Here is a 22,066-nt window from a genome sequence, read left to right on the forward strand (position 1 = left end):
TCACCGCTCGCCCAGGAAGCTCTCGCGCAACTTCGTGCAGGCGAGCCCGACGGTATAGACGTGGATCCCCTCGATCACGCAATGGTCCGGATGGAGCGCCAGCAGCCCGATCGAATTGTCCTCGTTCAGTTCCCACGGTGAGCGGACGATGACGCAGGGATAGTCCGCGGCGAGCTTGGCGTAGCTGGTGGCGCGAAAATTGGTCTTCAGGACGTGCGTGTAGGTGTTGTGGTCCAGCAGGGCGACCGCGAAGGCGTGCTCATAGGCGACCGAGAACCTCTCCCGCATCGCCTGGTCGCCCCAGAGCTGCAAGGTCATGTCCCAGCCATGGTTCATGTCGTTCTCCGGCGCTCCCACGAACATGCCGGAGACGTTGGCGCAGGCCGGCCCCGCCGCGACCACGGCTTTCGAGAGCCTGGCCCCGATCGCATTCGAGGCAGAGGCCTGCAGCGCGACTGTCCTCGCGTCGATCAGCGTCACCGCGGCCGTCACGGCACATAGGCCGCCCGCAAGCAGGCTCAGCGCCGCCGACGGGATCGCGGGGGCCAGGCGCCTGATCTGCACCACGACCAGGACGAGGACAACGCCCGTCAGGGCCCACGACGCCATCATGTAATGCAGCGCGAAATGCTTCGACGTCGCCACGAGGTAGGCCGCAAAGACCAGGGCGGCAGCGCTGAGCGTGAGGCTGACCGGATCGCGCCAGTCGCGCGTCCTGATGCACCAGGCCAGCGCCGCAGCAGCGGCTGCGATGTAGGCACCCGCCGCGAGCGGTCCGGCCGTGATGATCTCGCGCATGTTCGACCAGAACGTCGCGAAGTCGATGAATCCGGTCTCGCCCTCGCCGTAATGTCCCTTGTGGGTCGCGATTTGCACCAGCCATCCGAACCCGCGCGTGATCGTTCCGGGATTAAAGACGAGACTGAAGGCAACGAAGCCGATCGCCCCGGTGAGCAAGGCGGCGACGAACGCTCGCCGGTTTCTGAGCAGGCATACCGCGAACAGCGCCTGCGGCAGGTAGAGATATTTGGTCGCGAAGCCGAGCGCGAAAATCAATCCGGACACGACGCCGAGGCTGGTCGCCGGCGGTCGCGCGTCGAGCGCAGCCTTGAGCACGATCGCCATGCCGAACAGCGCGATCGCGACCATGAGGCTTTCCGGGGCGAGTACCGTCTGAAAATGAAACGCATCGGGATGAACGAACGCGCCCGCCTGAAACAGCATCGCGGCAATGGCACTGCGCGTGGACCGGCCGACGATGAGCCCGCCTGCCAGCAACGCACCCGAGAGCACCAGCGCCTCGCAAGTCCGCGCCGCGAAGGTGATCGCATCGTAGTGCTTGAGCCCGAACGCAACGATATCGTCAGGCCGGGCGACCAGGGCCCAGCCCCTGATGACCAACTCGACGAGCAGCGTCGTCGTCGTTCCCGGATGATCGAATTTCAGCGAGCCATATCCGGCCGCCGCCACCAGGCCGTTCATGGTGTAGGCCGATTCCGGATCAACCTGGACACCCCAGACCGCCTGCCAGGCCGAATAGAGCAACGTCGCCGCCAGATACAATATCGGCACGATCAGGATCAGCGCTGTTCTGACCCTCCCGCTCACGTGCGTGTCGGGAAAAGCGCGATCGGCTGACATCATCGGCATCGAACCGTGGCTTCCACGGCCTAGATCGCCTTGATCTTGAGAAAGGCGAAAGCCACCATCTTCAGCAGCATCCAGCCGTGACGAAACCTCGAGATCTGTGTTTCGCCATAAGTGCGTGCGGCATAGCGGATCGGAAGATCCACCGATTTCAGATTGAGCTTCGAGGCGCCGAAGATCAGGTCGAAATCGCCGAATGGATCGAAATCGCCGAAATAGGCCTTGCCGGCCTTCAGACGCTGATAGTCGCTCCGGCGCAGCACCTTGGTGCCGCACAGCGTGTCCGTATAGCGCTGGTTGAGCAGCCAGGAGAACAGATAGGAAAAGATCTTGTTGGCGATCAGGTTGAGGAAGCGCATCGCGCCCTCGTCCATGGGATAGACCAAGCGCGATCCGTTGACGAACTCACCCTTGCCCGACAGCAACGCCTCGACGAATTTCGGAATCTGTTCCGGCGGCATGGTCAGATCGGCATCCAGAATGATCAGCACGTCGCCGCGTGCCGCGTCGAACGCGGTGAAGACGGCGTCGGCCTTGCCCTTGCCCGGCTGGCGCATCACCTTGATGTCCCTGGAGGGATACGCCTGCTTGACCCGCTCCATCTCCTCGAAGGTGCCGTCCTGGCTGTGGCCTTCGATGAAGATGATCTCGATGTCGCGGCAGAAGTCGGGCATCCGCAGGACGGCCGGCTCGATATTACCGCGCTCGTTGCGCGCGGGCACCACGACGGTGGCGGAGCAAAACTCCTCCCTCGCCCTGCGGCTCGAGCGCGCGACCATATAGTGCCGCAGCGCCGCCTGGCGGATCCCCGGCAGCACGCTGACGAAACGATTGAGGAAGCGCCCGAGCCCGAACATCCGGACCGGCGACAGCACGCGCTGCTCGGACTTCACCGGATCGAAGTCCCCAAGTCTCGCGAGGCTGCGCAAGTCGGATGGCGACAGCACGTTCTGATCCGGCTGCGGCATTCGCAGGCCGACAAGCTCGGCCAATTTCAGCACGGGGTACCAGAGATGCGAGAAGTAGCCGATCACCAGCCGTGTATCCCGCGTGCACAGTGGATGCAGCTGGGCGATGAACTTCTGACAATCCTCCAGCGAACCGATCGTATCGAGGACGAGGATATAGTCGAACGGACCTTGCAGCGCTTCCAGCGTCGCGGGGTCTTCGGCATCGCCGACGACGAAGGTGAGATCGGAGTGGCGCTCCCGCGCGATCTCGATCTGCTTGCGGCAGAAATCTATTCCGACGCCATGCGATGGCGCGAGGCTCGCGAGCGTGTCGCCAACACCGCATCCGATCTCCAGGACGCGACTTCCCGCCGGGATCAAGAACCGGAGATAGCGTTCATCCTCGTCATGAAAGAAGCTGTTCTTCTCGCGCCAGGCCACGCGGTCCGTGGCGACGCTGTCGGCGTGATCGAGGATGCCTGCTTTTCGCGGAGACAGGCAGTCCGACGTGAGGGTCATGTCCATGACAGGACACAGGCCTCGTCACGCCTGCTCGAACGATAATCTATCGCGACATCAAACAACGCAGCGCGAGGCGCCACAGACACAAAAAAACACATAAAAACAGTTCCCCCGAACCTGCTGCTACTCAAGCGCAACTGCAGCGGGACTTCAACAGGAACGTCATTCGGCGGGCCAGAATTTAAGCCCCCAATCCGGCGACGATCGAATGCTGCCGAGCCGCGCCACATCGGCGCGAAGGTCAACGAGCGCGCTGCGGATTCCTCAGGTCGTCGTGAAAACCTCACGTCGCCGGTCGCGCCATTTTCGGCTTATCGCGATGAACGGCTCTTCGATGAACCGCTGGGATATCCACGCCATCGGCGTGGTCAAGATCACGCCGATGACAATGCTCAACAGGATCGACAGCAAGGGCCAGCCATCGATGGTGCTGATGCGAACCGCAACGGTCAAGCCGATGATGTGGAAGAGATAGAAGCTGTAGGATATCCGGCCGTAGAAGCCTAGCGCCGGATGATCCAGCCAACGAAAGCCGCGCTGCCGATCCCCAAACGCGATCAACGCAACCAGCAGCCCGGATGAACAGGCTTCGAGCAAGATGATCGGCGCGGTTTGCTTCTGCAGACCGCAATAAAGGAACAGGCCACCCGCCACGACAGCCACCACCATCTGCCGATCGCCGATACGTTCCTCGAGGCGGCGTCCCGAGAAGTGCAGCGCCGCGCCAAGCACGAAAGCATACAAGGGCGCGATGTTCGTGTAGCCGCCGAGCAGGTGCGCATATGGCCCGATGAACGACAAAGCGAACAGCACTGCGATCGCCGCGATCAGGACCCGCGAGCCAAATCGCCGTCCGCCCTGGAAAGCCAGAACGATGACCGGAGTTGCGAAACACTCCACCGTCATCGACCACATCGGCCCATTGATGTCGTGCCGGATCATCAGCGCATTCAGCATCACGTTGAACGGCGAAAAATCGGGTCCCAAGCCCAGATAGAACCCGAACGCCTCGTGAAGCGCGGCCAGCAGCAGCACGACCGCAATCGCCGCCGGAAATAGCCGGAGAATCCTGCGACGCACGAATACCGCGATGTCGTCGTTCCGAGCCAGCGAGCGCGACAGTACGAAGCCGCTCAGCACGAAGAAGAGCACCACCGGCGCCATGCCTGTGACATAGGTGTCGGTGAGGCGTCCGAATGCATGGTAGCCAACGACAGAAACCGCGGCCAGGCCGCGCAGCGACTCAAGTCTCGGCAGGAATTCGAGTTTTTGAATCACGCTCGTCCCGACATCCAGGGTCTGGATTTCGACGGCTTCTGATCTGGCCGCATCGGTTCGCACTTAGGCACAATACGGCACGCCATGGCAATCTATCGAAATGGGTCCGTCCGCGGACCGGCCTTGATCGCTCGGGAAATCGGGCACCCGAATGATGCGCCGGCAGAATCTGTCCTCCGGCATGAACCTCCCCGGCCCTCAACTCCTACCAATGTCCGAAGGAACCGCCTTTCCGACCGCGATGGCGTCACATCTTGAAGGACCGGGCTCGGCCCATGGAGCAACGCAAATCCACAGCGAACGGCCCGTCAGGCGCCCCACCGGCGCCGGCCTGGATGCAACGCACGTTGCCCTACTCGCCCGACCGGCGTGCCAAAATGCTGGAGCACATGGCGCGCGCCAGATCGGTGCCGTCGCCCCAAGCTGCGAGGGCGACGGAGCCGTCGCGCATGAGCGGTTGGGACCTTCTCCGCGACGCCTATGGCTGCGCCGTCCTGTCGGCGATCATCGCGTTCTTTTTGCAATCGCGCGTGCCGTTTTATCTCGGGGCGTTCATCTTCCTGACTGACGGCGAGCGCGTCGAAGGCGCCCTCGCGACGATGGGGATCCGGTTCGAGCCGGAAGCGATCGGGCCTGACATCGTCAAGGGCTTCGTCTCCCTGTTCGGATGGTTCGCACTGCTCGTGTCGTTGCGGGATTTCGTCCCCGGCTGGCTTGCGGCCTGGATGCCTCCGGCCGAACCGTCCTGGTCTCTCATCGCCGGCATTGCCTTTGCTTTCACCGTCGTCGAAGCGCTCGCGACGCGCGCAATGCGGCGCGTGTTGCCGTGGTTCGGGCTGGAGATCAACTCCAACGGCCTGACCTGGGCGGTGATGAAGCTCGCCCTTGCGCTTGGCGTGCTGGCGTTGCTCGCGCTGCACGGCCCTGCCTGAACGGCGCCATTCAGTTCGGGCGAAAAACCCGCGTCAGGTCTCCGTAAGCCGGTGCAGCTAGTTTCAAGGCGTCCGATTCACAGACCCCGCCAAACGGCAGGTGGCATTGCCACGCGGTGAGACATGAGCTCCTTGGAGCAGGCGAAGCTGCGACAGATCGCGATCGTGTCGCGCGCGTTGGCACGACAGGACGGCATCGACTATCGGCAAACCTCGAGGGACGAGCGGCATCAGTACCGGCGGGAGGCGATCATCACGCTGCTCGGCAACTGGACCCTCGATGACATCCGCCTCGCCGACGGCATCATCGCCAAATGCAGGAACGGCTGACAGCAAACGCGTGAGCCTCGATTGCTCCGCTTCCGTCGTCGCGCTTCGCGCGATTGCGGACAAGGCGGCCGCAATGACGTGGTTGTGAATGCGCGCGCCCGATAACCGGGACGTTTTGCCGCTTATCCCGGCACATTACCGACCTGCTCATTTACCGGAAATTTACCCCTGCTCCTGAGCGCCGGTATCATTTGCTTAGAATTTGACCGCTACCGTGGAATTACGGAAACAATCAGAAACACGAACTGGCACCCATGTCCGTCGCAGAGTTCCTCAGGCAGCGTGCCGTGGAAGTGAACGTGAGCGGCAGCTATTCGCTGCATCGCTGGTACGATTGCGATGGCAAGCTGCGAAACTTCGCCTGCCGCACCAAGCGCGTTTCACCCTTCCGCATGATCGTGGACGTGCCGGTCGTCGGCAAGATCGGCGAGCGCGTCACCTCCTACTTCCAGGATTTCGGCGAGTTCCAGTGCACCATCAGCGCGACGCTGAAATCGGGCTTCCTGATGGAGCTCGACATGACCCGCGCACGCCGCGCCTGGATGTCGGAAAAGCTGACCTGGCTCGAAAAGAAGCAGAAGGACGACAGCATCCAGGATCTGCGCCGTGACGCGCGCTTTGTCCCGCAGGCCTCACACACATTCCTGACGGTTGCCGACGGCAGCACCCATCCCTGCTTCATCATCGACGTCTCAACGGCCGGCGTCGCGATCTCCTGCGAATACGACCCGCCGATCGGGACCCCGCTTGCGGTCGGCGCCTGCGTTGGCCGCGTCATCCGTAAGTTCGACAATGGCTTTGCGGTGAAGTTCACCGAGAAGCAGCAGCGGGACGACCTCGTCCGCCTGGTCGTACGCCAGGCCGTGCCGCAGCCGGGCTAACGCCGGACAAACGAACCAGATTGCTGCCCTACCGCGGCCCCATTGCGGGATCAGCCTCTGAGGGGTCCGTGCCGCGTGCCGGGCATCATTGCAGGCTTGCGATCGGGGGACCGGATGGCAGTCGACAAGATCACAGTTGATAAGATCACTTGGGACAGGGTCGGCCGGGTCACCGAGCCCGGGCGCTACATGTACACGTTTGGATGGCTCACGATTACGGCCGGTGACCTCGATATCTGGAAACGGTATCCACAAGCCGCCTTCACGCTACTCGCCCACTATTCCGAGCCAGATGAGGCCGTCGGCGAGGAATTCCACCTCGGGGCCTTCGACATCACGCCCGACGCTCCAGCGCCGTTCACCACCCATTGAGGGCGGAAAGCGCAGGCTAGGGCCGCCTTTCGGGAACCGGCGATTCGAACCGGAGCAAGCCGTGCCCGGTGTGAGCCGCCGTTGCACCATGCGCAGGCCTTCTCGGGAACGCATGGCATGCGCGTTGCTTAATCAACGCCATGATCCATATTCCTCCCGCCGACCAGGCCTTCCTGCTGCTGCTCATCGTCTCCTGTCTTGGCACGTGCCTCATACGCGCCATCTGGGAGCTCGAGCAGCTGCGAGCCCGCCGGATCGCATCATCGCCTCGCCGACGCACCACGAAGCGTGATTAGGCGGTCTCATTGGCCGCACGTTGTCCGAACGAGGCCCATCCCGCCTCTGGACTCGCCGCGCGCGCACGTGCATCGTGAATCGAAGAAACCTGCACACTGCCTTGATCTGACTTATCAATCGCGATCCGCTGACCGGCGCGCAGCCGTTATAGTCGACGACGAGGTGGTTCTGTCATGCAATTGATTGCGCTCGTATTCTACACTTTGCGGCCCTGATGAACGCCGGCTGTCGTGCCTGTTAAGCTACGGGACAGCCGGCGCATGACAGATGGTCGCATCGGGAAACGTAGATAAGCGGACCAAGGGAACCTAATTTCGGCGCCGATGTATCTGATTGAAGCTTTACCCACCGTCATCGGGACAGCCGCCATCGCCCCGGCGCTGCTGATGCTGTGGCTTGTCATTGCCGCCGAGGAACGCCCCGGGCCGCCGGCCCAGGTCTGGACCGCGTTCCTGCTTGGCGCGGCCAGCATCTCGCTGCTGGGTCTCGCCCGGGCCCCCTTCGCCAAGATGGTTGCGGCGCCCGACAATCCCTGGACGGCGCTTGTCATGCATTCGGTCTTCGGCGTCGCGCTGCCCGAGGAGGCCGTGAAGGTGATCGCCATCGTGCTGATCTCCTCGACCAAGCGGCGGACCTTCGCCAACCCCATGGACACCGTGGTCTACGGCGCCGCCGTCGGCCTCGGCTTCGCGGCTTACGAGAACCTCGCCTACCTGGTGCAGCATGCCGAGATGTGGCGGTCGCTGGCGGCGCTGCGCAGCGTTCTCACCGTGCCGTTCCACGGCGCGCTCGGCATCATCGCGGGCGCCTATCTCACGATCGCCCGGGCCGGCACGGCGCTGGGCGCAAACCGCCATCACCGCGACTGGGCCCGTCTCTCCAGCCGGCTGCTGATTTTCGCGGGCCCGCTCGCACTGCACGCGGCGTTCGACTTCCCGCTGCTCACGCTCCAGCGCATGCCCGATCTCGATCCGACAATCCGGATGTGGCTGGGCGGGGCAAGCCTTCTGATCGGCTTCAGCTCGATCGCTTTTGCCATGCGCCTGGTGCGTCGCGTCGCGCGCCACCACGCGCCCCGCACCGATATCGCGCGGGAGCGGCTCAGCCAGCTGCGCCGGATGTGGGCGCTCTGGCTCGCCGGCGGCGGCGTCGGCTTCCTCGGCCTCGCTTTCGTGCTGACCTCGATCCATCACTGGCTCATCAACCCCGAGCGCAATCTGACGCTGGCCCTGATCCCGATCGGCTTCGTCTCGATCCTGCTCGGCCTTGCGCTGCTGGTGGTCACGACCGCGATCTACGTCCTCGGCCGCAACCGCATCCGCACCACTGGCGAGGGTTTTTCGTCAGCGCACGGCGGCGGTTGATCCGCGGGATGGCAAGCGTGGAATGTGCGTACTAGATTGGGCGCACGTCGTTCGATCCGGAGCTAGCCGATGACTTCGCCTGAGGAATTTTCGCGGCTGCAATCGGCAATGAGCCAGGCGGTAAAGGCGCATTGGAGGGCCTTTCTGTTCGAAGGCATTCTGCTCGCCGTTCTCGGCATCGCCGCGCTGATCCTGCCGCCGCTCGCCAGTCTCGCCATCACGATCCTTCTCGGCTGGATGTTCCTGGTCAGCGGCATCGGCGGATTGATCGTGACCTATTGGGCGCGCGCCACGCCGGGCTTCTGGTGGTCGCTGATCTCGGCGGCGCTGGCGGTGCTCGCCGGCATGCTGCTGTTGGCCCGCCCGATGCAGGCCGTGCTGACGCTGACCATCGTGCTCGGCGCCTATTTCCTCGCCGAGGGTGTCACCACCATCATGTACGCGCTGGAGCACCGCCGCGAGTTGAGCGGCCGCTGGTCGTGGCTGCTGATCTCAGGCCTCGTCGACATCGCGATCGCGTTCATGGTGATCGCGGGACTGCCGAGTTCGGCGGAATGGGCCATCGGCGTGCTGGTCGGCATCAACCTGTTGTTCGGCGGCGCCACCCTGATCGGCGTGGCCCTGGCGGCACGCAAAAGCAACACCTGAGCCGCCTCGTCGCACCGGCGCCGATTGGGGGGGTGACAACCCGCCAACGGCAAGCTATATGAGCGACCATGATCACCGTCGCCACCAGCTTTTATTGGTACTTTAGCTACGACAGCTCGCTGGCGGCAGGAGGATCGCGCTCAATCTGAAATATTGAAGCAAACGTCCGAACAGCCGCCAGACCTGGCGGCTTTTTTATTGGCCGGCAGGTTCTCAACATGACAGGAGCCCGCCGTGCTGAGCACGACCGACGATCTTCGTATCCGCGAACTGAAAGAGCTGAGCACGCCTGAGGACGTGATGCGGGAGGTCCCGCGCACCCTCACGGCCACCCGTGTGGTGATGGCGGCGCGCAACGCGATCCATGCCATCCTCAGCGGCCAGGACGACCGGCTTCTGGTCGTCGTCGGCCCCTGCTCGGTGCATGATCCCAAAGCCGCACTCGAATATGCCGAGCGCCTCGCCGCCCTGCGCGAGGATCTGGCCGACCAGCTCGAGATCGTGATGCGGGTCTATTTCGAGAAGCCGCGCACCACCGTCGGCTGGAAGGGCCTGATCAACGACCCCGATCTGGACGGCAGCTTCGACATCAACAAGGGCCTGCGGCTCGCACGCAACGTGCTCTCGGCCATCAACAATCTCGGCCTGCCCGCCGGCACTGAATTCCTCGACATGACGACGCCGCAATACATCGCCGACCTCGTCTCCTGGGCCGCGATCGGTGCGCGCACGACCGAAAGCCAGATCCATCGCGAGCTGGCCTCGGGACTGTCCTGCCCGGTCGGGTTCAAGAACGGTACCGACGGCAATGTGCGCATCGCAGCCGACGCCGTGAAGTCGGCCTCGCATCCGCATCATTTCATGGCGGTTACCAAGCTCGGCCGTTCGGCGATCGCCTCGACCGCGGGCAACGAGGACTGCCACATCATCCTGCGCGGCGGAGCCAAGCCGAACTACGATGCCGCAAGCGTCGCCGCGGCCTGCAACGACCTGGCGAAATCCGGCGTCGCGCCGCTGGTGATGGTGGATGCGAGCCACGCCAATTCGAGCAAGAAGCCGGAAAATCAGCCGCTGGTCACGGCCGATATCGCCGGCCAGATCTCGGGCGGCGAGAACCGCATCATGGGCGTGATGATCGAGAGCAATCTCGTCGCCGGCCGCCAGGACGTGGTGCCGGGTAAGCCCCTGACCTACGGCCAGAGCATCACCGACGGATGCATTGATTGGGCGACGACGGCAAATGTGCTCGAGCAGCTCGCCGATGCGGTCGAGATCCGGCGCAACACCGCGCGCGCCGGACTGCACGAGCGCTCCGCCTAAGCGGGGCCACAGGTGGGCGGGGCGATGCTGTTCGCGTCCTGCCCACCGCGCCGCGCCTGCGGCCTAGCAGCCGCGGCAGATGCTCTTGATCTTCTTGTCGAGCAGAGCGTCTTCCTTGTTCACGGGATTGTTCGGATCGCTCAGATTCTTCTCGTTCGGCACGTCGCCGGCGCGCGGCTGACGATGTCCGATAGGCGCCTGCGGCAACGTTCCGGACGTTGCGCCGCTTGACGTCGATGACCCCTTTGTGCCGGTCTGCGCCATCGCCGCACCGCCGAGCAAGACCACGAGCGATGCAGCCACCATGATCTTCTTCATGTCCGATCCTCCATTCCTCAAACCGGCGTTCTCTGACCGCTCAGGTCTCGGGCGGATAGAGATGGACGTCGCCGCAATAGTCGATGATACGATAGCGCGTTTCCGAGGCCGCATCACGTGCATCGGCTGCGGTATTTTGCTCCGCCAACACATAATTCGGCCCGACCGGCGACTTGCCGGCGCCGCCGGGAATGTCGATGACATAGTCCGGCTGACACAGCCCTGACACCCGCCCTCGCAACTGCCGCATTAAATCCTGCCCCTGCGCGAGCGTCGTTCGCAAATGCACGGTGCCCGGCGCGAGATCGCCGTGATGCAGATAATAGGGCTTGATCCGGCATTCGACGAAAGCTCGCATCAAATCCGACAAGGCCGCGACGGTGTCATTGACGCCGCGCAAAAGCACGGACTGGCTCACCAGGGGAATTCCGGAATCGACGAGCCGCGCGCAGGCGGCCCGTGCCGGCCCAGTCAATTCGCGCGCATGGTTGGCATGTACGGCAATCCAGGTGGTCGCGCCCTCGACCTTCAGCGCCGCAACCATCTCGTCGCTGATCCGCGCGGGATCGGCGACGGGCACGCGGGTGTGCAGACGGATGATCTTGACGTGATCGATGCCGGCAAGATCGGCCATGATCTCGCTCATCCGGCGCGGCGACAACATCAGCGGATCGCCGCCGGTCAGGATCACCTCCCAGATCTCGCTATGCGCGCGGATATAATCGATCGCGGCGCGGTAGGCACCGTCCGACAGAGCGTTCTCCTTGCCGGGTCCGACCATCTCGCGGCGGAAGCAGAAGCGGCAATAGACCGCGCAGACGTGAACGAGCTTGAACAGCACGCGATCGGGATAGCGATGTACGATGCCCTGGACCGGCGAGTGCGGGTGATCGCCGATCGGATCGGCGTTCTCGCCCGGTTGCGTCTCCAGCTCGGCGGCGGTCGGAACGAACTGCCGCGCGATCGGGTCTTCGGGATCCGATGTGTCGATCAGCTCGACCAGCGCCGGCGTGATCGCCACCGCATAGCGCGCAGCGACGCGCTCGAGCGCGGGCAGCGCCGTCGCAGGCGCGAGATCTGCAGCCACGAGCTCGGCCGGCTCACGCAAGGTGCGTGCAAGATTGGTCTTCGTCATTTTCCACTTAACGTTTCATTTGCAGGCGGTGTCCACACCACCTGATCAATCCGTGTTGCACCGCTCGCCAGCATCACCAGTCGGTCGAAGCCGAGCGCGACACCGCTCGCCTCCGGCATTTGGGCGACCGCAGCCAAGAAGTCTTCGTCCAGCGGATAGGCCTCGCCGTAGCGGCGCTGCTTCTCCGCCATGGATTCCGTGAAGCGCTTGCGCTGTTCCTCGGCGTCGGTCAATTCACCGAAGCCATTGGCGAGCTCGACGCCGCAGGCATAGATCTCGAACCGTTCCGCGACCCTCGGATCGTCCGCCTTGACCCGCGCCAGCGCCGCCTCTGGAGATGGGTATTCGAACAGAATGGTCAAACGCCCCTGCCCCAGATGCGGCTCGACATGCTCGACCAGGACCTTGCTGAAGATGTCAGACCAGGTGTCGTCCTCGGCGACGCGGACCTTGCCGGCGGCCGCCTGGGCGAGCGCCGCACGGTTACCCTCGTTGCCTGAAATTGTCGACAGCAGGTCGAGGCCGGCGAAGCGTTCGAAGGCGCCCGCGACCGTCAGCAGCTCCGGCTCGGCGAAGGGGTCCGCGGTCCGGCCCCGGAACGCGAAGGTCCGGATCCCGGTCGCTTGCGCAGCGTGGGCGATCACCACCACCGTGTCGGCCATGATGGCATCATAGGGGGCGCCCGCCCGGTACCATTCCAGCATGGTGAATTCGGGCAGATGCAGGTCGCCGCGTTCGCGGTCGCGGAACACCCGTGCGAACTCGAAAATCCGCGCCTCGCCGGCCGCCAGCAGCTTCTTGCAGGCGAATTCGGGCGATGTTCGCAGGTATCGGCTGATCCGGCTGCCATCGGGCCGGATGATCTCGGTCCGGGGGGCATGCAGATGGGTCTCATTGCCCGGCGAGACCTGGAGCACCGAGGTTTCGACCTCGACGAAGCCCTGCTCGGCGAAAAAGCCCCTGAGAGACCCGGTAATGGCCCCCCTGGCCTGGAGGAACGGCCGCCGGTCGAGGTGCCGGCTGGGCGCCCAGAACGGCGAAATCGGCTTGTCCCCAACCATTAACCGACCACCCCCTGAGCCAGCAAAGTGCTGGCATCCAACGGCAAAATCAGTATGTTGCGGCCCGAAACGGGCGCCGAGGTCTGATTTGAGGCCCCAAGTCCCCCATCGATTTGACCACGTCCTGGCCTGAGCCGGGCCAAGCAAGCAGGAAATATAGCTTTGAGAGTCATCGCCAGTTCTATTCGCAAGGGCAACGTGATCGAGCAAGACGGCAAGCTCTATGTCGTCGTGAGCGCCGAGAACATCCATCCCGGCAAGGGCACGCCGGTCAGCCAGATCGAAATGCGCCGAATCTCGGACGGGGTAAAGATCTCCGAGCGCTACAAGACCACCGATCAGGTCGAAAAGGCCACGATCGAAGAGCGCAACTTCACCTTCCTTTACGAAGACGGCGACGGCTTCCACTTCATGAACCCCGAGACCTACGACCAGGTCCAGGTCTCTAAGGACGTGGTCGGCGACGCGGCCGCCTATCTTCAGCCAGAGATGATGGTCAAGCTGTCGACCCACGACGTCAACGTGGTCTCGCTCGCGTTGCCGCAGCGCGTGACGCTGGAAGTGGTCGAGACCGAGCCCGTGACCAAGGGCCAGACCGCCTCGTCCTCCTACAAGCCCGCGGTGCTCTCCAACGGCATCCGCACCACCGTGCCGCCGCACATCGCCGTCGGCACCCGCATCGTGGTGATGACCGAAGACGGCTCCTACTCCGAGCGCGCCAAGGACTAGGCAAGGGATCGAGGATCGGACAGGTGCCGCCGGGGGGCGAGACAGTGGGTAGGAAGGCTTTCTGCTTCGTCTCGCTTTTTCTGGCGTCGCTTTCGCTCTCCTTGGCAACGCCGCTCGCCGCGGACGAATTCCGCAGCCCCTCACTCACAGCCCTGCGCGTCGATTGGCGCGCAGCGCTCGACCAGCTCCGCACCGAGATCAACAGCCGCCCACAGGTCGCAGGTGATTTCATCTTCGTGCCGCGCCGCTCGGTGCCGCGCTACGATCCGCGCGCCACGCCGGCGCTGGTGCAGCTCAACGCGGTCTCCTCGCTGTTCTTCACCGGCATTGCCCGCAGCTCCGTCCCCGTGCTGCTCCCGTTCGATGCCGCCGCCTACCTCGAGGCGCAACGCACCGGCGCACAGGCGCTGCCGCGCTACCAGGCCGACTTCAGCCCCGCCGACATGTTCGACGCCGGTCCCGCCGGCTACAGCGCGACGTTCTCGCTCGAGCCCGGCGCCGGCGACGGCATGCCGCCGCGCACCTTCGCAAAGCCCGTCGAGGTGCAGATCACCGGATCGGCGCTCGTCTATGACATCGCCGATCCTGCCGGCGGCAAGGGCGAGCCGGTCAAGCCGCTGGCGGCAATTTATCCGGACCTGCGCAAATTCATCCGCGAAGGCTATGTGCGCTACGCCTTCACGCGCTTCGGCGCCGCTTATGTGGTGTCGATCCAGTGCCTGGACAGCGTCGCGAAGCCGCGGCGGCTCGCCTGCAAGGAGGCCTATCCCGTTGCCGAGCGCTTCCTGAAGGCATTGCACGTCGCCGGCGGGCAGCGCACGCGGCCACTGATGGACGTTGCTTCCGATCTGATCGATCGCCCGGTCGCACGTTCGGCGGATTTCAGCTATCGGCCGAGCGGCGACATCATCCCGAACACCGGCTACCGCAAGCAGGGCGGCCATCCCGATCCGATGGCCTATGCGCAGATCCGCTTTCCGCTCGAGAAGGCGCCTGCCTTTGTGCATTCGCAGTCCTACGCCAAGCGCGACAAGGACGACCGCCCGACCGCCTATCCGTGGCGCGACAATTTCTGCGAGTCACGCAGCTTCGAAGTCTGGCAGTGCGGCGGCGGCTATGGCCACCAGGGCGAGGACATCCGCGCGGCCGACTGCCCCTCGCCGGGTGACGGCCGCGACCCCTGCGATCCCAAACAGCGCGGCGTCGTTGCCGTTCGCGACGCCACGGTGATCCGTGCCTCCAAGGATCAGGCCGCGACGCTCGAGGTCAACAGCCGCACCGAGCACATCCGCTTCCGCTACATGCACATGAATCCGCAGGCGTTGAACGCCGACGGCATTCTCAACGGCCGCATCGTCACCGAGGGCGAGAAGATCGGCGTGATCTCCAACTACCTTGACCACCCCGCCGGCACGTCGATGCACCTGCATTTCGACGTCCAGGTGTTCACCCGCGACGGCTGGATCTGGGTCAGCCCCTACGTCACGCTGGTTTCGGCCTATGAACGCCTGATCCGCGCCCGCGGCCGCGAGGTCGGGCCGGAGATCGCAAGCTCGCCGCAGCCGGTCGCACACGCGCTGCCCGAGGATGTGATCAAACCCGATCAGCGCGAGGGATCGAGCAGCGAAGAGAATTGACGCGCTGCTCGCGCCGGCCATGTGGCTCGGACGCGTGTGTTGATGACACGCCAATGACAGCCCTGCAGGCTTGGCCAAGCCTGATCCCGCCGGCTCCCCCATGACCTGATCTTCTCTGGCCCCAGACTTGCTTGGCGTCCGCAGCCAAACAGGATGAAGGGGAAGCTCATGCGTTATCTCACCACGGCGGCTATTCTCGCCGTCGCTTTCGCCATACCGGTTCAAGCGGAAGAATTGAGCGGCACGCTGAAGAAGATCAAGGACACCGGCGCGATCACCCTCGGGATACGCGACAGCGCGGTGCCCTTCAGCTACATCGACGACAAGCAGAAGATCGTCGGCTACGCCGTCGACATCTGCATGAAGATCGTCGACGAGATCAAGACCGAGCTCAAGCTGGACAAGCTCGAGGTCAACGAGACCATCGTCACCTCATCCACCCGCATTCCACTGATGGCGAACGGCACGGTCGATCTCGAGTGCGGCTCGACGACCAACAACGCCGACCGCCAAAAGCAGGTGTGGTTCACCAATACCCATTTTCTCACGGCGAGCCGTTTCGTGTCCAAGAAGGCGCTGAAGCTCGACCAGGTCGATGATCTCAAAGGAAAGGCGGTCGTCTCGGTCTCCGGCACGACCAACATCACCCAGCTCAACAAGGCCAACGCCGCCCGCTCGCTCGGCATCACCGTGATGAGCGCCAAGGACGTCCCAGAGGCCTTCCTGATGGTCGAGACCGACCGCGCCGTGGCCTTCGTCATGGACGACATCCAGCTTGCGGCCATGATCGCCTCGTCAAAGGATCCGTCGCTCTATGCCATCAGCACCGGCGCATTTTCCGATCCGGAGCCCTATGGCATCATGCTCCGCAAGGACGACGTGCCGTTCAAGGCAGTGGTCGATCGGGCCACGGCCAAGCTCTACAAAAGCCCCGAGATCGAGAAGATCTACAACAGGTGGTTCATGGAGTCGGTGCCCCCGCGCGGCCTCAACTTCCATGTCCCGATGCCGGCCTCGCTGAAGAAATCGTTCGAGAGCCCGTCGGACAATCCCGATCCTGCGTCTTACGGGGGCTGAGGACGGCTTGAGGACCCGGATGACGAAGGGTCATCCGGGTTACCGGCTTTACTCCAGAAACGTCGTCAGCTGCGCGCCCTCGTCAGCCACGAATACGGCGATCAGTTCAGCCGGCTCGGTGGTGCTGGCGTTGGCAGAGACCAGATGCGTCGCGCCCGGCGGCTCGAAGAAGGATTGGCCGACACCGAACGTCTCGACCGGGCCGCCGCCGAGCTGGGAGCGGATCTCGCCCTTGGTGATATAGGCCGTCACCGAGCCGGCATGCCGGTGCGGCCGCGAAAACCCGCCCGGACCGTAGAACACGCGCACGATGGTGACGCGCTTACCCGGTACGTTGGGCAATGCGTATGAGCCGATCGGCTCGATCTTGTCGAGCGGCGAGCTTTCCGCGGCGGTGGCGCAGAGCGGCGCCAGTGCGCCTGATACCTTGTCCATCGTCACCGGCAGCACCTTGCCGATCGCAAGCGCGCAGACGAGGCCGCCGACGACGGCCAGCGCCATCGAGCGCAATGGCACAGGGCGCGGCATGGTGACCAAATTCATTGCAGTCATGACAACCTCCCCTCGTTGCAATCAGGACGCCGCAGCATTCGCCGCGACCGGCCGCTTCGTTGGCGTCCAGCGATAGGCCGCACCAAATCGGTTCCAGACGTTGATCGAGGCGATTGCCGACGTCAGGTACATCAGCTCGGTCTCCGAGAATTCACGCTGTACCTCTACGTAAACCTCGTCGCCGAAGCCGTCGGGAAGCAAGGTCAACGCCTCGGCCCAGGCTAATGCCGCACGCTCTCGCGCCGAGTAGATCGGTGCCTCGCGCCAGACCGCGATCAGATGGAGCTTGTCCGCGGGTATGCCAAGCCGCTCCGAGAGTAGGATATGATGCTGCACACAGAACGCGCAACCATTGATCTGCGAGGCGCGCAGCTTGGCGAGCTCGAGCAGCTGCTTGTCGAGGCCGGCCTTGGCCGCAACCTTGCCCAGCGCCAGCACCAGATCATATGCGTCCGGAGCAATCCTCTTGAAATCCTCGTACTCGCTGCGGGCGTGTGACATTGCCGTTCACCTCGTGCTATTATAAGACTGCTTACATCTTATAAGAGCTCTTATATTATGCGCAAGTCGGCGACCATCACGAAATCGAAACCGGCGAAGGGATCCAGGCAGGAGGCTGCGGTGCACGTGCCCGCCCCCGGCGAAGGCAAGCGCGGCGAGCAAGGCTATCTCGGCTATCTCTTGCGTCAGGCCCACGCCGCGGTCCGGCTGAAGATGGAACGCACGCTGGCTGATCTCGGCGTGACCTCGCCGCAATTCGCCGTGCTGACCATGCTGAACGCCTATCCCGGACTCTCGGGCGCCGACGTCGCCCGCCTCACCTTCCTGACGCCGCAGACCGTCGGCGTCATCACCCGCAACCTCGAGCGCGACGGCGCGATCCTGATGACGCCGCATCCCGTCCACGGCCGCATTCAGCAATGGACGCTGACGCCGCGTGGCGCGACGCTGCTCAAGGCATGCCGGGACCGTGTGCTCGAACTGGAGAAGCGCCTGGTGACAGGGCTCGACGCCAAGGCTGAAGTCACCGTCCGCCGTTGGCTTGCGGGCGTCGCGGCCGATCTGCAGGACGAGGCCTAGTCGCCTCCTCCGTCGCCGCCGTCGCCATCCCCGAAATCGCCGAAGCCGAAGTCGCCGTCCCCCTGAATGCCGCGGCCGAAATTCTCCGCGATGATCATCATGACCACGACCAACAGCCCCGCGCCGAACGGCCAGGGATTGGAACGGATGATGTCGAACAGCTCCCGCATGCGCGCATGATACGCAGATGGAAACGAACCGACCGTAAAAGGACAGGCTTAAAGTTGGGGATTTGGGAAGCCGGCCTACCCACCCTTCAACACTTTCTTAACCTCGCCGTCGGGCCAGGTCCCGCCTGCCCGAATGACCCGGACGCGACTTCGGTCCGCAGCATTGACCAGCACGTGCGAACTGATCCGGTCGGTGCTCGGCTCCAGATGCAAATCCGTTTCGGGTTTCCAGCTCAGCGTCGCCGCGAGATCGCCTGGAAAAATTTGCCAGCACGATCCGTCGTCGAGCTCGACAACATGGCTTTCCGCGTGCGCGCGTATCTTCATTCCACCCCGAAATCTTGTTGGAGGTAGGCCCTGGCGTTCGGCCAGGGCCCGGCTCCGTCAATCGTTGTCGTGATGAATCACGGTCTTGCTGCGGTTGCCGAATTCATCTTCCTTCTTGATCACCGTGGTGCGGTCGGCGGGCGCGCGCTCCTTGATGACGGTGGTGCGATCACGATCACGATCGCGGTCGCGATATTCGTGGGACTCGCCGACCGTCACGCCGGCGCCGACCGGGCCGACATGAACACCGACTTCATCCGCGAGCGCAGGGGCCGCGATAGCCGTAACCATCGCAGCGGCGAACAGATACTTCCTCATCTCATCCTCCTCCAATGTCGTGCGGAGGGAATGCTGGACTGCGACACTTTGTTCCTGAGCACGTGACGCCGAAAGCCTGTTCCTCCTGTTCCGGGAACCGGCTCACAGGCGCCACGTTTCCAGCTACAATGGCCGTATGAAACATGCTGATTCCTCGGCCATCACCCGCCGCGCCGTGCTCCAATCCACGCTGAGCACAGCCGCTCTGCTTGCAGTCCCGACGAGCGTCTTCGCGTCGCCGCCGGGCTTCGATGATTGGCGCGAGGGTTTTCGCGCTCGCGCGATGGCCAAAGGCATTTCAGCCGCGACCTGGCAGCGTGCGATGGCGCGGGTCGAGCCCGACATGAGCGTCTTCAAGCAGATGCGCAACCAGCCCGAATTCCATGAGCAGGTCTGGCAATACATTAACCGCCGCGTCTCGGACTGGCGCATCATCAACGGCAAGATCGCACTCAAGAACAACGAGGCATTGCTTGCGCGGATCGAACGCGATTTCGGCGTCGAGCGCGGCACGCTGCTGGCGCTGTGGGGCGTGGAGTCCGCCTACGGCGATCCGCTGGTGCAGCAGAACCACATGACGCCGGTGTTTCCCTCGCTCGCCGCGCTCGCCTGGAACGAGCCGCGCCGCAAGGCCTATTGGGAGACCGAGCTGATCAATGCGCTGCGCATCGTCGACAAGGGCTGGAGCACGCCCGAGGAGATGCAGGGATCCTGGGCCGGCGCGATGGGCCATTCGCAATGGATGCCGGAGGTCTGGCTCAATGTCGGCATCGACTATGACGGCGACGGCAAGGTCTCCCCGTTCGGCAAGCCTGACGACGCGCTGGGGTCGACGGCAAAGTACCTCGTCAATCGCGGCAAATGGCATCGCGGCGAGCATTGGGGCTACGAGGTGCGCACCTCCGGCGAGATGAGCGGCAGCCGTACCTATGCGGCGTGGCAGGCGGCGGGCGTCACCCGCGCCGACGGCCAGCCATTCCCGCAGCCGAACGCATCAGCGCAGATGTGGACACCGGTCGCGGGCGGGCCGACGTTCCTGCTGGGGCCGAATTTCTATTCGGTGAAGAGCTACAATCCCTCGATGAACTATGCGCTCGCGATCTGCCATCTCGGCGACCGCTGCCTGGGTGCGCCGCCCTTCATTCAGCCCTTCCCCGGCTCCGAGCGCGTGCTCACGCTCGCCGAGGTGCAGGAGATGCAGACGCGGCTGACCAAGGCCGGCTTTGATACCGGCGGCACCGACGGCCGCGTCGGCAACGACACCATGAAGGCGATCAAGGATTTCCAGCAGCGCGCCGGGATCGCGCCCGCCGATGGCTACGGCGGGCTGAAGGTGCTGGCGAAGCTGCGGCAGGGATCGTAGACGGCCTCAGTGCCGGTACTGCGGCTCTTCCGCATCGAGCTGGCGCCGGATTGCAGCGAGGTGCAGCTGCGCGGATTCGGAATCGCCTTCGCGCATCTGGTTGTAGGTCGCGGCCGCAATCGCGGGATCGACCGGCAGAACTTTCCGTCCCGTCGACATCGCCAGCACCTGCACCTCGGCGGCACGCTCGAGGTAGTAGAGATCGTCCCAGGCTTCTGCGATCGTCGGCGCCAGCACCATCACGCCGTGATGCTTCATGAAGACGATGTCGGCATCGCCGACGGCCGACGCAATGCGCGCGCCTTCGCGGTTGTCGAGCGCGAGGCCGTTGTAATCGCGGTCGACCGCCGTGCGGCCGTAGAACTTCAGCGCGGTTTGCCCCGCCCAGATCAAGGGATCGCCCTCGGTCATCGACAACGCTGTGGCGTAGGGCATGTGGGTGTGGAACGCGACCTTGGCGCGCGGCAAGCGCTTGTGCATCTCGGCGTGGATGTAGAACGCGGTCGCCTCGGGCTCGCCTTCGCCATCGAGCACGTGGCCGTGGAAATCGCAGATCAGAAGCTTCGACGCCGTCAGCTCGCGGAAGGCGTAACCGTACGGATTGACCAGGAAGAGATCGTCATGGCCGGGCACCACGGCCGAGAAATGGTTGCAGATGCCCTCCTCGAAACCGTTGCGCGCGGCCATTCGGAAGCAGGCGGCGAGATCCTCGCGCGCTGTGCGGATCGCATCGGTCGCGAGGTCCGGCCGGTTCGAGCGAACGGCCGCGGGTGAGGAGGCATGAAGGCTATGCGCCATGGCGAAGGAGACCTCTATCAGGCATGAGACGGCCGCGTTTTACAGGGCCTGCGCCTGCGCGTCAGCCCCTGCGGCCGCCACCCTGCCCTGCGCCTCTCACGCCCGCCGTGGCACGCCGCCGGCGTTCATGCCGCCGTCGATCACGAGCTCGCTGCCGGTGACGTAACGCGAGGCATCCGAGGCCAGATAGAGCACGCCGGAGGCGATCTCCGCGGCCTGGCCTGCACGGGCAAGCGGGGTTGCGACCTTGGCGCGCTCCTCCGGATCAATCGGTGCATTCTGGCCGGCGCCGGAGGCCCCGGTCGGAATCTTACCCCAGATCGGCGTGTCGATGATGCCGGGATGCACCGAGTTGACGCGGATGCCATCGCCGGCCGCCGCGCATTCCATCGCGATCGATTTGGCGAACAGCCGTACGCCGCCCTTGGTCAGTGAATAGGCCGAGAGGCCCGGCGCGCCGCGTAGGCCCGCCAGCGACGACATCATGACAATCGAGCCGCCGCCGGTCTTGCGCATCAAGGGCAGACAATGCTTCACCGAGAGAAACACGCCGTCGAGATTGATCGCATTCTGCTTGCGCCAGTCCGAGAGCGTCATGTCGGTGATCGAGGGCACGGCAATGCCGATACCGGCATTGGAGACCATGATGTCGAGCCGGCCATAGCGCTTCGCGACCTCGGCGACGATCTCGATCCAGCGCTCCTCGCTGGTGACATCCTGCTCCAGGAAGATCGCCTTGCCGCCGGCTTTTGTCACTCGCGTGGCGAACTCGGGCCCGCGGAGCTCATCGATGTCGGTGATGACAACAGTCGCGCCTTCGCGCGCGAACAGCTCGACAATCGCCTCGCCAATGCCGGATGCACCGCCCGTGACCAGTGCGACCTTGCCCTCAACCTGTCCTGCCATGTTCACTCCCTTTCTTTTTGTTGTTTGAGGCCGTTTTGTCTTGCGCATGATCTT

At 64.1% G+C, this 22,066-nt stretch carries 25 protein-coding genes; 12 read left to right on the forward strand and 13 right to left on the reverse strand.

Annotation, left to right across the window (positions count from 1 at the left end; genetic code table 11):
* The 3 genes from QA645_RS22930 to QA645_RS22940 all read right to left on the reverse strand — a co-directional run bounded on the left by QA645_RS22930 (position 1) and on the right by QA645_RS22940 (position 4,460).
* A complete protein-coding gene (locus tag QA645_RS22930) occupies positions 1–1,608 on the reverse strand; it encodes a hypothetical protein (RefSeq protein WP_283044020.1) in 1,608 nt (535 codons plus the stop codon).
* 62 nt (positions 1,609–1,670) lie between these two features.
* Entirely contained in the window at positions 1,671–3,122 is a 1,452-nt protein-coding gene (locus QA645_RS22935; RefSeq protein ID WP_254193612.1) for a glycosyltransferase, read from the reverse strand.
* 261 nt (positions 3,123–3,383) lie between these two features.
* Positions 3,384–4,460 (reverse strand): acyltransferase, encoded by a 1,077-nt coding sequence (locus tag QA645_RS22940; RefSeq protein WP_283044021.1) that lies wholly within the window; start codon positions 4,458–4,460, stop codon positions 3,384–3,386.
* A 272-nt stretch (positions 4,461–4,732) separates the two neighbouring features.
* Here QA645_RS22940 and QA645_RS22945 point away from each other — a divergent pair, with 272 nt between their 5' ends.
* From QA645_RS22945 to QA645_RS22975, 7 genes are all read left to right on the forward strand, one after another.
* Entirely contained in the window at positions 4,733–5,329 is a 597-nt protein-coding gene (locus QA645_RS22945) for a hypothetical protein (protein ID WP_283044022.1), read from the forward strand.
* Between the two features lie 123 nt (positions 5,330–5,452).
* On the forward strand, positions 5,453–5,659 hold the full coding sequence (locus QA645_RS22950; RefSeq protein WP_148778603.1) for a hypothetical protein: 207 nt from the start codon (positions 5,453–5,455) through the stop codon (positions 5,657–5,659).
* Between the two features lie 254 nt (positions 5,660–5,913).
* On the forward strand, positions 5,914–6,540 hold the full coding sequence (locus QA645_RS22955) for a PilZ domain-containing protein (protein WP_254131305.1): 627 nt from the start codon (positions 5,914–5,916) through the stop codon (positions 6,538–6,540).
* Between the two features lie 114 nt (positions 6,541–6,654).
* Positions 6,655–6,912, forward strand: coding sequence for a hypothetical protein (locus QA645_RS22960; protein WP_283044023.1), 258 nt, complete (start codon positions 6,655–6,657; stop codon positions 6,910–6,912).
* 620 nt (positions 6,913–7,532) lie between these two features.
* On the forward strand, positions 7,533–8,573 hold the full coding sequence (locus QA645_RS22965) for a PrsW family glutamic-type intramembrane protease (protein WP_254131303.1): 1,041 nt from the start codon (positions 7,533–7,535) through the stop codon (positions 8,571–8,573).
* Positions 8,574–8,642: 69 nt separating this feature from the next.
* Positions 8,643–9,221 carry an HdeD family acid-resistance protein gene (locus QA645_RS22970; protein WP_283044024.1) on the forward strand — a complete coding sequence of 193 codons (579 nt, stop codon included), beginning with the start codon at positions 8,643–8,645 and terminating at the stop codon, positions 9,219–9,221.
* 234 nt (positions 9,222–9,455) lie between these two features.
* On the forward strand, positions 9,456–10,541 hold the full coding sequence (locus tag QA645_RS22975) for a 3-deoxy-7-phosphoheptulonate synthase (RefSeq protein ID WP_283044025.1): 1,086 nt from the start codon (positions 9,456–9,458) through the stop codon (positions 10,539–10,541).
* 63 nt (positions 10,542–10,604) lie between these two features.
* Here the strand turns inward: QA645_RS22975 and QA645_RS22980 are convergent, their stop codons facing one another.
* Genes QA645_RS22980 through epmA form a run of 3 tightly spaced genes read right to left on the reverse strand, consistent with a single transcriptional unit; the run spans position 10,605 to position 13,055 of the window.
* On the reverse strand, positions 10,605–10,859 hold the full coding sequence (locus tag QA645_RS22980; RefSeq protein ID WP_254131301.1) for a hypothetical protein: 255 nt from the start codon (positions 10,857–10,859) through the stop codon (positions 10,605–10,607).
* A 40-nt stretch (positions 10,860–10,899) separates the two neighbouring features.
* On the reverse strand, positions 10,900–11,994 hold the full coding sequence (locus QA645_RS22985) for a lysine-2,3-aminomutase-like protein (protein ID WP_283044026.1): 1,095 nt from the start codon (positions 11,992–11,994) through the stop codon (positions 10,900–10,902).
* A complete protein-coding gene (gene epmA, locus QA645_RS22990) occupies positions 11,991–13,055 on the reverse strand; it encodes an EF-P lysine aminoacylase EpmA (protein WP_283044027.1) in 1,065 nt (354 codons plus the stop codon). Before epmA ends, QA645_RS22985 begins: the two co-directional genes overlap by 4 nt.
* Positions 13,056–13,217: 162 nt before the next feature.
* Between epmA and efp the strand changes: the two genes are divergently transcribed.
* The 3 genes from efp to QA645_RS23005 all read left to right on the forward strand — a co-directional run bounded on the left by efp (position 13,218) and on the right by QA645_RS23005 (position 16,498).
* Positions 13,218–13,784 carry an elongation factor P gene (gene efp, locus QA645_RS22995; protein ID WP_234682817.1) on the forward strand — a complete coding sequence of 189 codons (567 nt, stop codon included), beginning with the start codon at positions 13,218–13,220 and terminating at the stop codon, positions 13,782–13,784.
* 23 nt (positions 13,785–13,807) lie between these two features.
* The gene (locus QA645_RS23000) at positions 13,808–15,421 is read left to right on the forward strand and encodes a M23 family peptidase (protein ID WP_283044028.1); all 1,614 of its coding nucleotides are present in this window, start codon (positions 13,808–13,810) and stop codon (positions 15,419–15,421) included.
* A 168-nt stretch (positions 15,422–15,589) separates the two neighbouring features.
* Positions 15,590–16,498 (forward strand): amino acid ABC transporter substrate-binding protein, encoded by a 909-nt coding sequence (locus QA645_RS23005; RefSeq protein ID WP_254131297.1) that lies wholly within the window; start codon positions 15,590–15,592, stop codon positions 16,496–16,498.
* 48 nt (positions 16,499–16,546) lie between these two features.
* Here QA645_RS23005 and QA645_RS23010 read toward each other — a convergent pair whose 3' ends face one another.
* Positions 16,547–17,050: a cupin domain-containing protein gene (locus QA645_RS23010; RefSeq protein ID WP_283044029.1), complete on the reverse strand. Its 504-nt coding sequence runs from the start codon at positions 17,048–17,050 to the stop codon at positions 16,547–16,549.
* A 21-nt stretch (positions 17,051–17,071) separates the two neighbouring features.
* Complete coding sequence (locus QA645_RS23015) at positions 17,072–17,551, reverse strand: carboxymuconolactone decarboxylase family protein (protein WP_283044030.1); 480 nt, start codon at positions 17,549–17,551, stop codon at positions 17,072–17,074.
* A gap of 57 nt (positions 17,552–17,608) precedes the next feature.
* On the opposite strand from QA645_RS23015, the gene QA645_RS23020 reads away from it, so the two are divergent.
* Entirely contained in the window at positions 17,609–18,130 is a 522-nt protein-coding gene (locus QA645_RS23020; RefSeq protein WP_283044031.1) for a MarR family transcriptional regulator, read from the forward strand.
* On the opposite strand, the gene QA645_RS23025 is transcribed toward QA645_RS23020, so the two are convergent.
* The 3 genes from QA645_RS23025 to QA645_RS23035 form a co-directional block, all read right to left on the reverse strand.
* Positions 18,127–18,300, reverse strand: a complete 174-nt coding sequence (locus tag QA645_RS23025; RefSeq protein ID WP_254131294.1) for a hypothetical protein — start codon at positions 18,298–18,300, stop codon at positions 18,127–18,129. The genes QA645_RS23020 and QA645_RS23025 overlap by 4 nt on opposite strands.
* A gap of 75 nt (positions 18,301–18,375) precedes the next feature.
* The gene (locus QA645_RS23030; RefSeq protein WP_283044032.1) at positions 18,376–18,627 is read right to left on the reverse strand and encodes a hypothetical protein; all 252 of its coding nucleotides are present in this window, start codon (positions 18,625–18,627) and stop codon (positions 18,376–18,378) included.
* 57 nt (positions 18,628–18,684) lie between these two features.
* Positions 18,685–18,945 (reverse strand): hypothetical protein, encoded by a 261-nt coding sequence (locus QA645_RS23035; protein WP_283044033.1) that lies wholly within the window; start codon positions 18,943–18,945, stop codon positions 18,685–18,687.
* A 136-nt stretch (positions 18,946–19,081) separates the two neighbouring features.
* Here QA645_RS23035 and QA645_RS23040 point away from each other — a divergent pair, with 136 nt between their 5' ends.
* Positions 19,082–20,308, forward strand: coding sequence for a lytic murein transglycosylase (locus QA645_RS23040; RefSeq protein ID WP_283044034.1), 1,227 nt, complete (start codon positions 19,082–19,084; stop codon positions 20,306–20,308).
* A gap of 6 nt (positions 20,309–20,314) precedes the next feature.
* Here QA645_RS23040 and QA645_RS23045 read toward each other — a convergent pair whose 3' ends face one another.
* Together QA645_RS23045 and QA645_RS23050 are read right to left on the reverse strand one after the other, a co-directional pair.
* Complete coding sequence (locus tag QA645_RS23045; protein ID WP_283044035.1) at positions 20,315–21,106, reverse strand: aldolase; 792 nt, start codon at positions 21,104–21,106, stop codon at positions 20,315–20,317.
* A gap of 96 nt (positions 21,107–21,202) precedes the next feature.
* A complete protein-coding gene (locus QA645_RS23050; RefSeq protein ID WP_283044036.1) occupies positions 21,203–22,012 on the reverse strand; it encodes a glucose 1-dehydrogenase in 810 nt (269 codons plus the stop codon).
* Positions 22,013–22,066: the final 54 nt, after the last annotated feature.

The sequence above is a fragment of the Bradyrhizobium sp. CIAT3101 genome (genome assembly GCF_029714945.1).
GTDB lineage: Bacteria > Pseudomonadota > Alphaproteobacteria > Rhizobiales > Xanthobacteraceae > Bradyrhizobium.

What these genes read in the sequence shown, in the direction of transcription:
- QA645_RS22935 (WP_254193612.1), bottom strand. Translation starts at nt 3,122, where the DNA reads ATGGACATGACCCTCACGTCGGACTGCCTGTCTCCGCGAAAAGCAGGC.
- QA645_RS22945 (WP_283044022.1), top strand. Translation starts at nt 4,733, where the DNA reads ATGCAACGCACGTTGCCCTACTCGCCCGACCGGCGTGCCAAAATGCTG.
- QA645_RS22950 (WP_148778603.1), top strand. Translation starts at nt 5,453, where the DNA reads ATGAGCTCCTTGGAGCAGGCGAAGCTGCGACAGATCGCGATCGTGTCG.
- QA645_RS22955 (WP_254131305.1), top strand. Translation starts at nt 5,914, where the DNA reads ATGTCCGTCGCAGAGTTCCTCAGGCAGCGTGCCGTGGAAGTGAACGTG.
- QA645_RS22960 (WP_283044023.1), top strand. Translation starts at nt 6,655, where the DNA reads ATGGCAGTCGACAAGATCACAGTTGATAAGATCACTTGGGACAGGGTC.
- QA645_RS22965 (WP_254131303.1), top strand. Translation starts at nt 7,533, where the DNA reads ATGTATCTGATTGAAGCTTTACCCACCGTCATCGGGACAGCCGCCATC.
- QA645_RS22970 (WP_283044024.1), top strand. Translation starts at nt 8,643, where the DNA reads ATGACTTCGCCTGAGGAATTTTCGCGGCTGCAATCGGCAATGAGCCAG.
- QA645_RS22980 (WP_254131301.1), bottom strand. Translation starts at nt 10,859, where the DNA reads ATGAAGAAGATCATGGTGGCTGCATCGCTCGTGGTCTTGCTCGGCGGT.
- QA645_RS22985 (WP_283044026.1), bottom strand. Translation starts at nt 11,994, where the DNA reads ATGACGAAGACCAATCTTGCACGCACCTTGCGTGAGCCGGCCGAGCTC.
- epmA (WP_283044027.1), bottom strand. Translation starts at nt 13,055, where the DNA reads ATGGTTGGGGACAAGCCGATTTCGCCGTTCTGGGCGCCCAGCCGGCAC.
- QA645_RS23005 (WP_254131297.1), top strand. Translation starts at nt 15,590, where the DNA reads ATGCGTTATCTCACCACGGCGGCTATTCTCGCCGTCGCTTTCGCCATA.
- QA645_RS23010 (WP_283044029.1), bottom strand. Translation starts at nt 17,050, where the DNA reads ATGACTGCAATGAATTTGGTCACCATGCCGCGCCCTGTGCCATTGCGC.
- QA645_RS23015 (WP_283044030.1), bottom strand. Translation starts at nt 17,551, where the DNA reads ATGTCACACGCCCGCAGCGAGTACGAGGATTTCAAGAGGATTGCTCCG.
- QA645_RS23020 (WP_283044031.1), top strand. Translation starts at nt 17,609, where the DNA reads ATGCGCAAGTCGGCGACCATCACGAAATCGAAACCGGCGAAGGGATCC.
- QA645_RS23025 (WP_254131294.1), bottom strand. Translation starts at nt 18,300, where the DNA reads ATGCGGGAGCTGTTCGACATCATCCGTTCCAATCCCTGGCCGTTCGGC.
- QA645_RS23030 (WP_283044032.1), bottom strand. Translation starts at nt 18,627, where the DNA reads ATGAAGATACGCGCGCACGCGGAAAGCCATGTTGTCGAGCTCGACGAC.
- QA645_RS23035 (WP_283044033.1), bottom strand. Translation starts at nt 18,945, where the DNA reads ATGAGGAAGTATCTGTTCGCCGCTGCGATGGTTACGGCTATCGCGGCC.
- QA645_RS23040 (WP_283044034.1), top strand. Translation starts at nt 19,082, where the DNA reads ATGAAACATGCTGATTCCTCGGCCATCACCCGCCGCGCCGTGCTCCAA.
- QA645_RS23045 (WP_283044035.1), bottom strand. Translation starts at nt 21,106, where the DNA reads ATGGCGCATAGCCTTCATGCCTCCTCACCCGCGGCCGTTCGCTCGAAC.
- QA645_RS23050 (WP_283044036.1), bottom strand. Translation starts at nt 22,012, where the DNA reads ATGGCAGGACAGGTTGAGGGCAAGGTCGCACTGGTCACGGGCGGTGCA.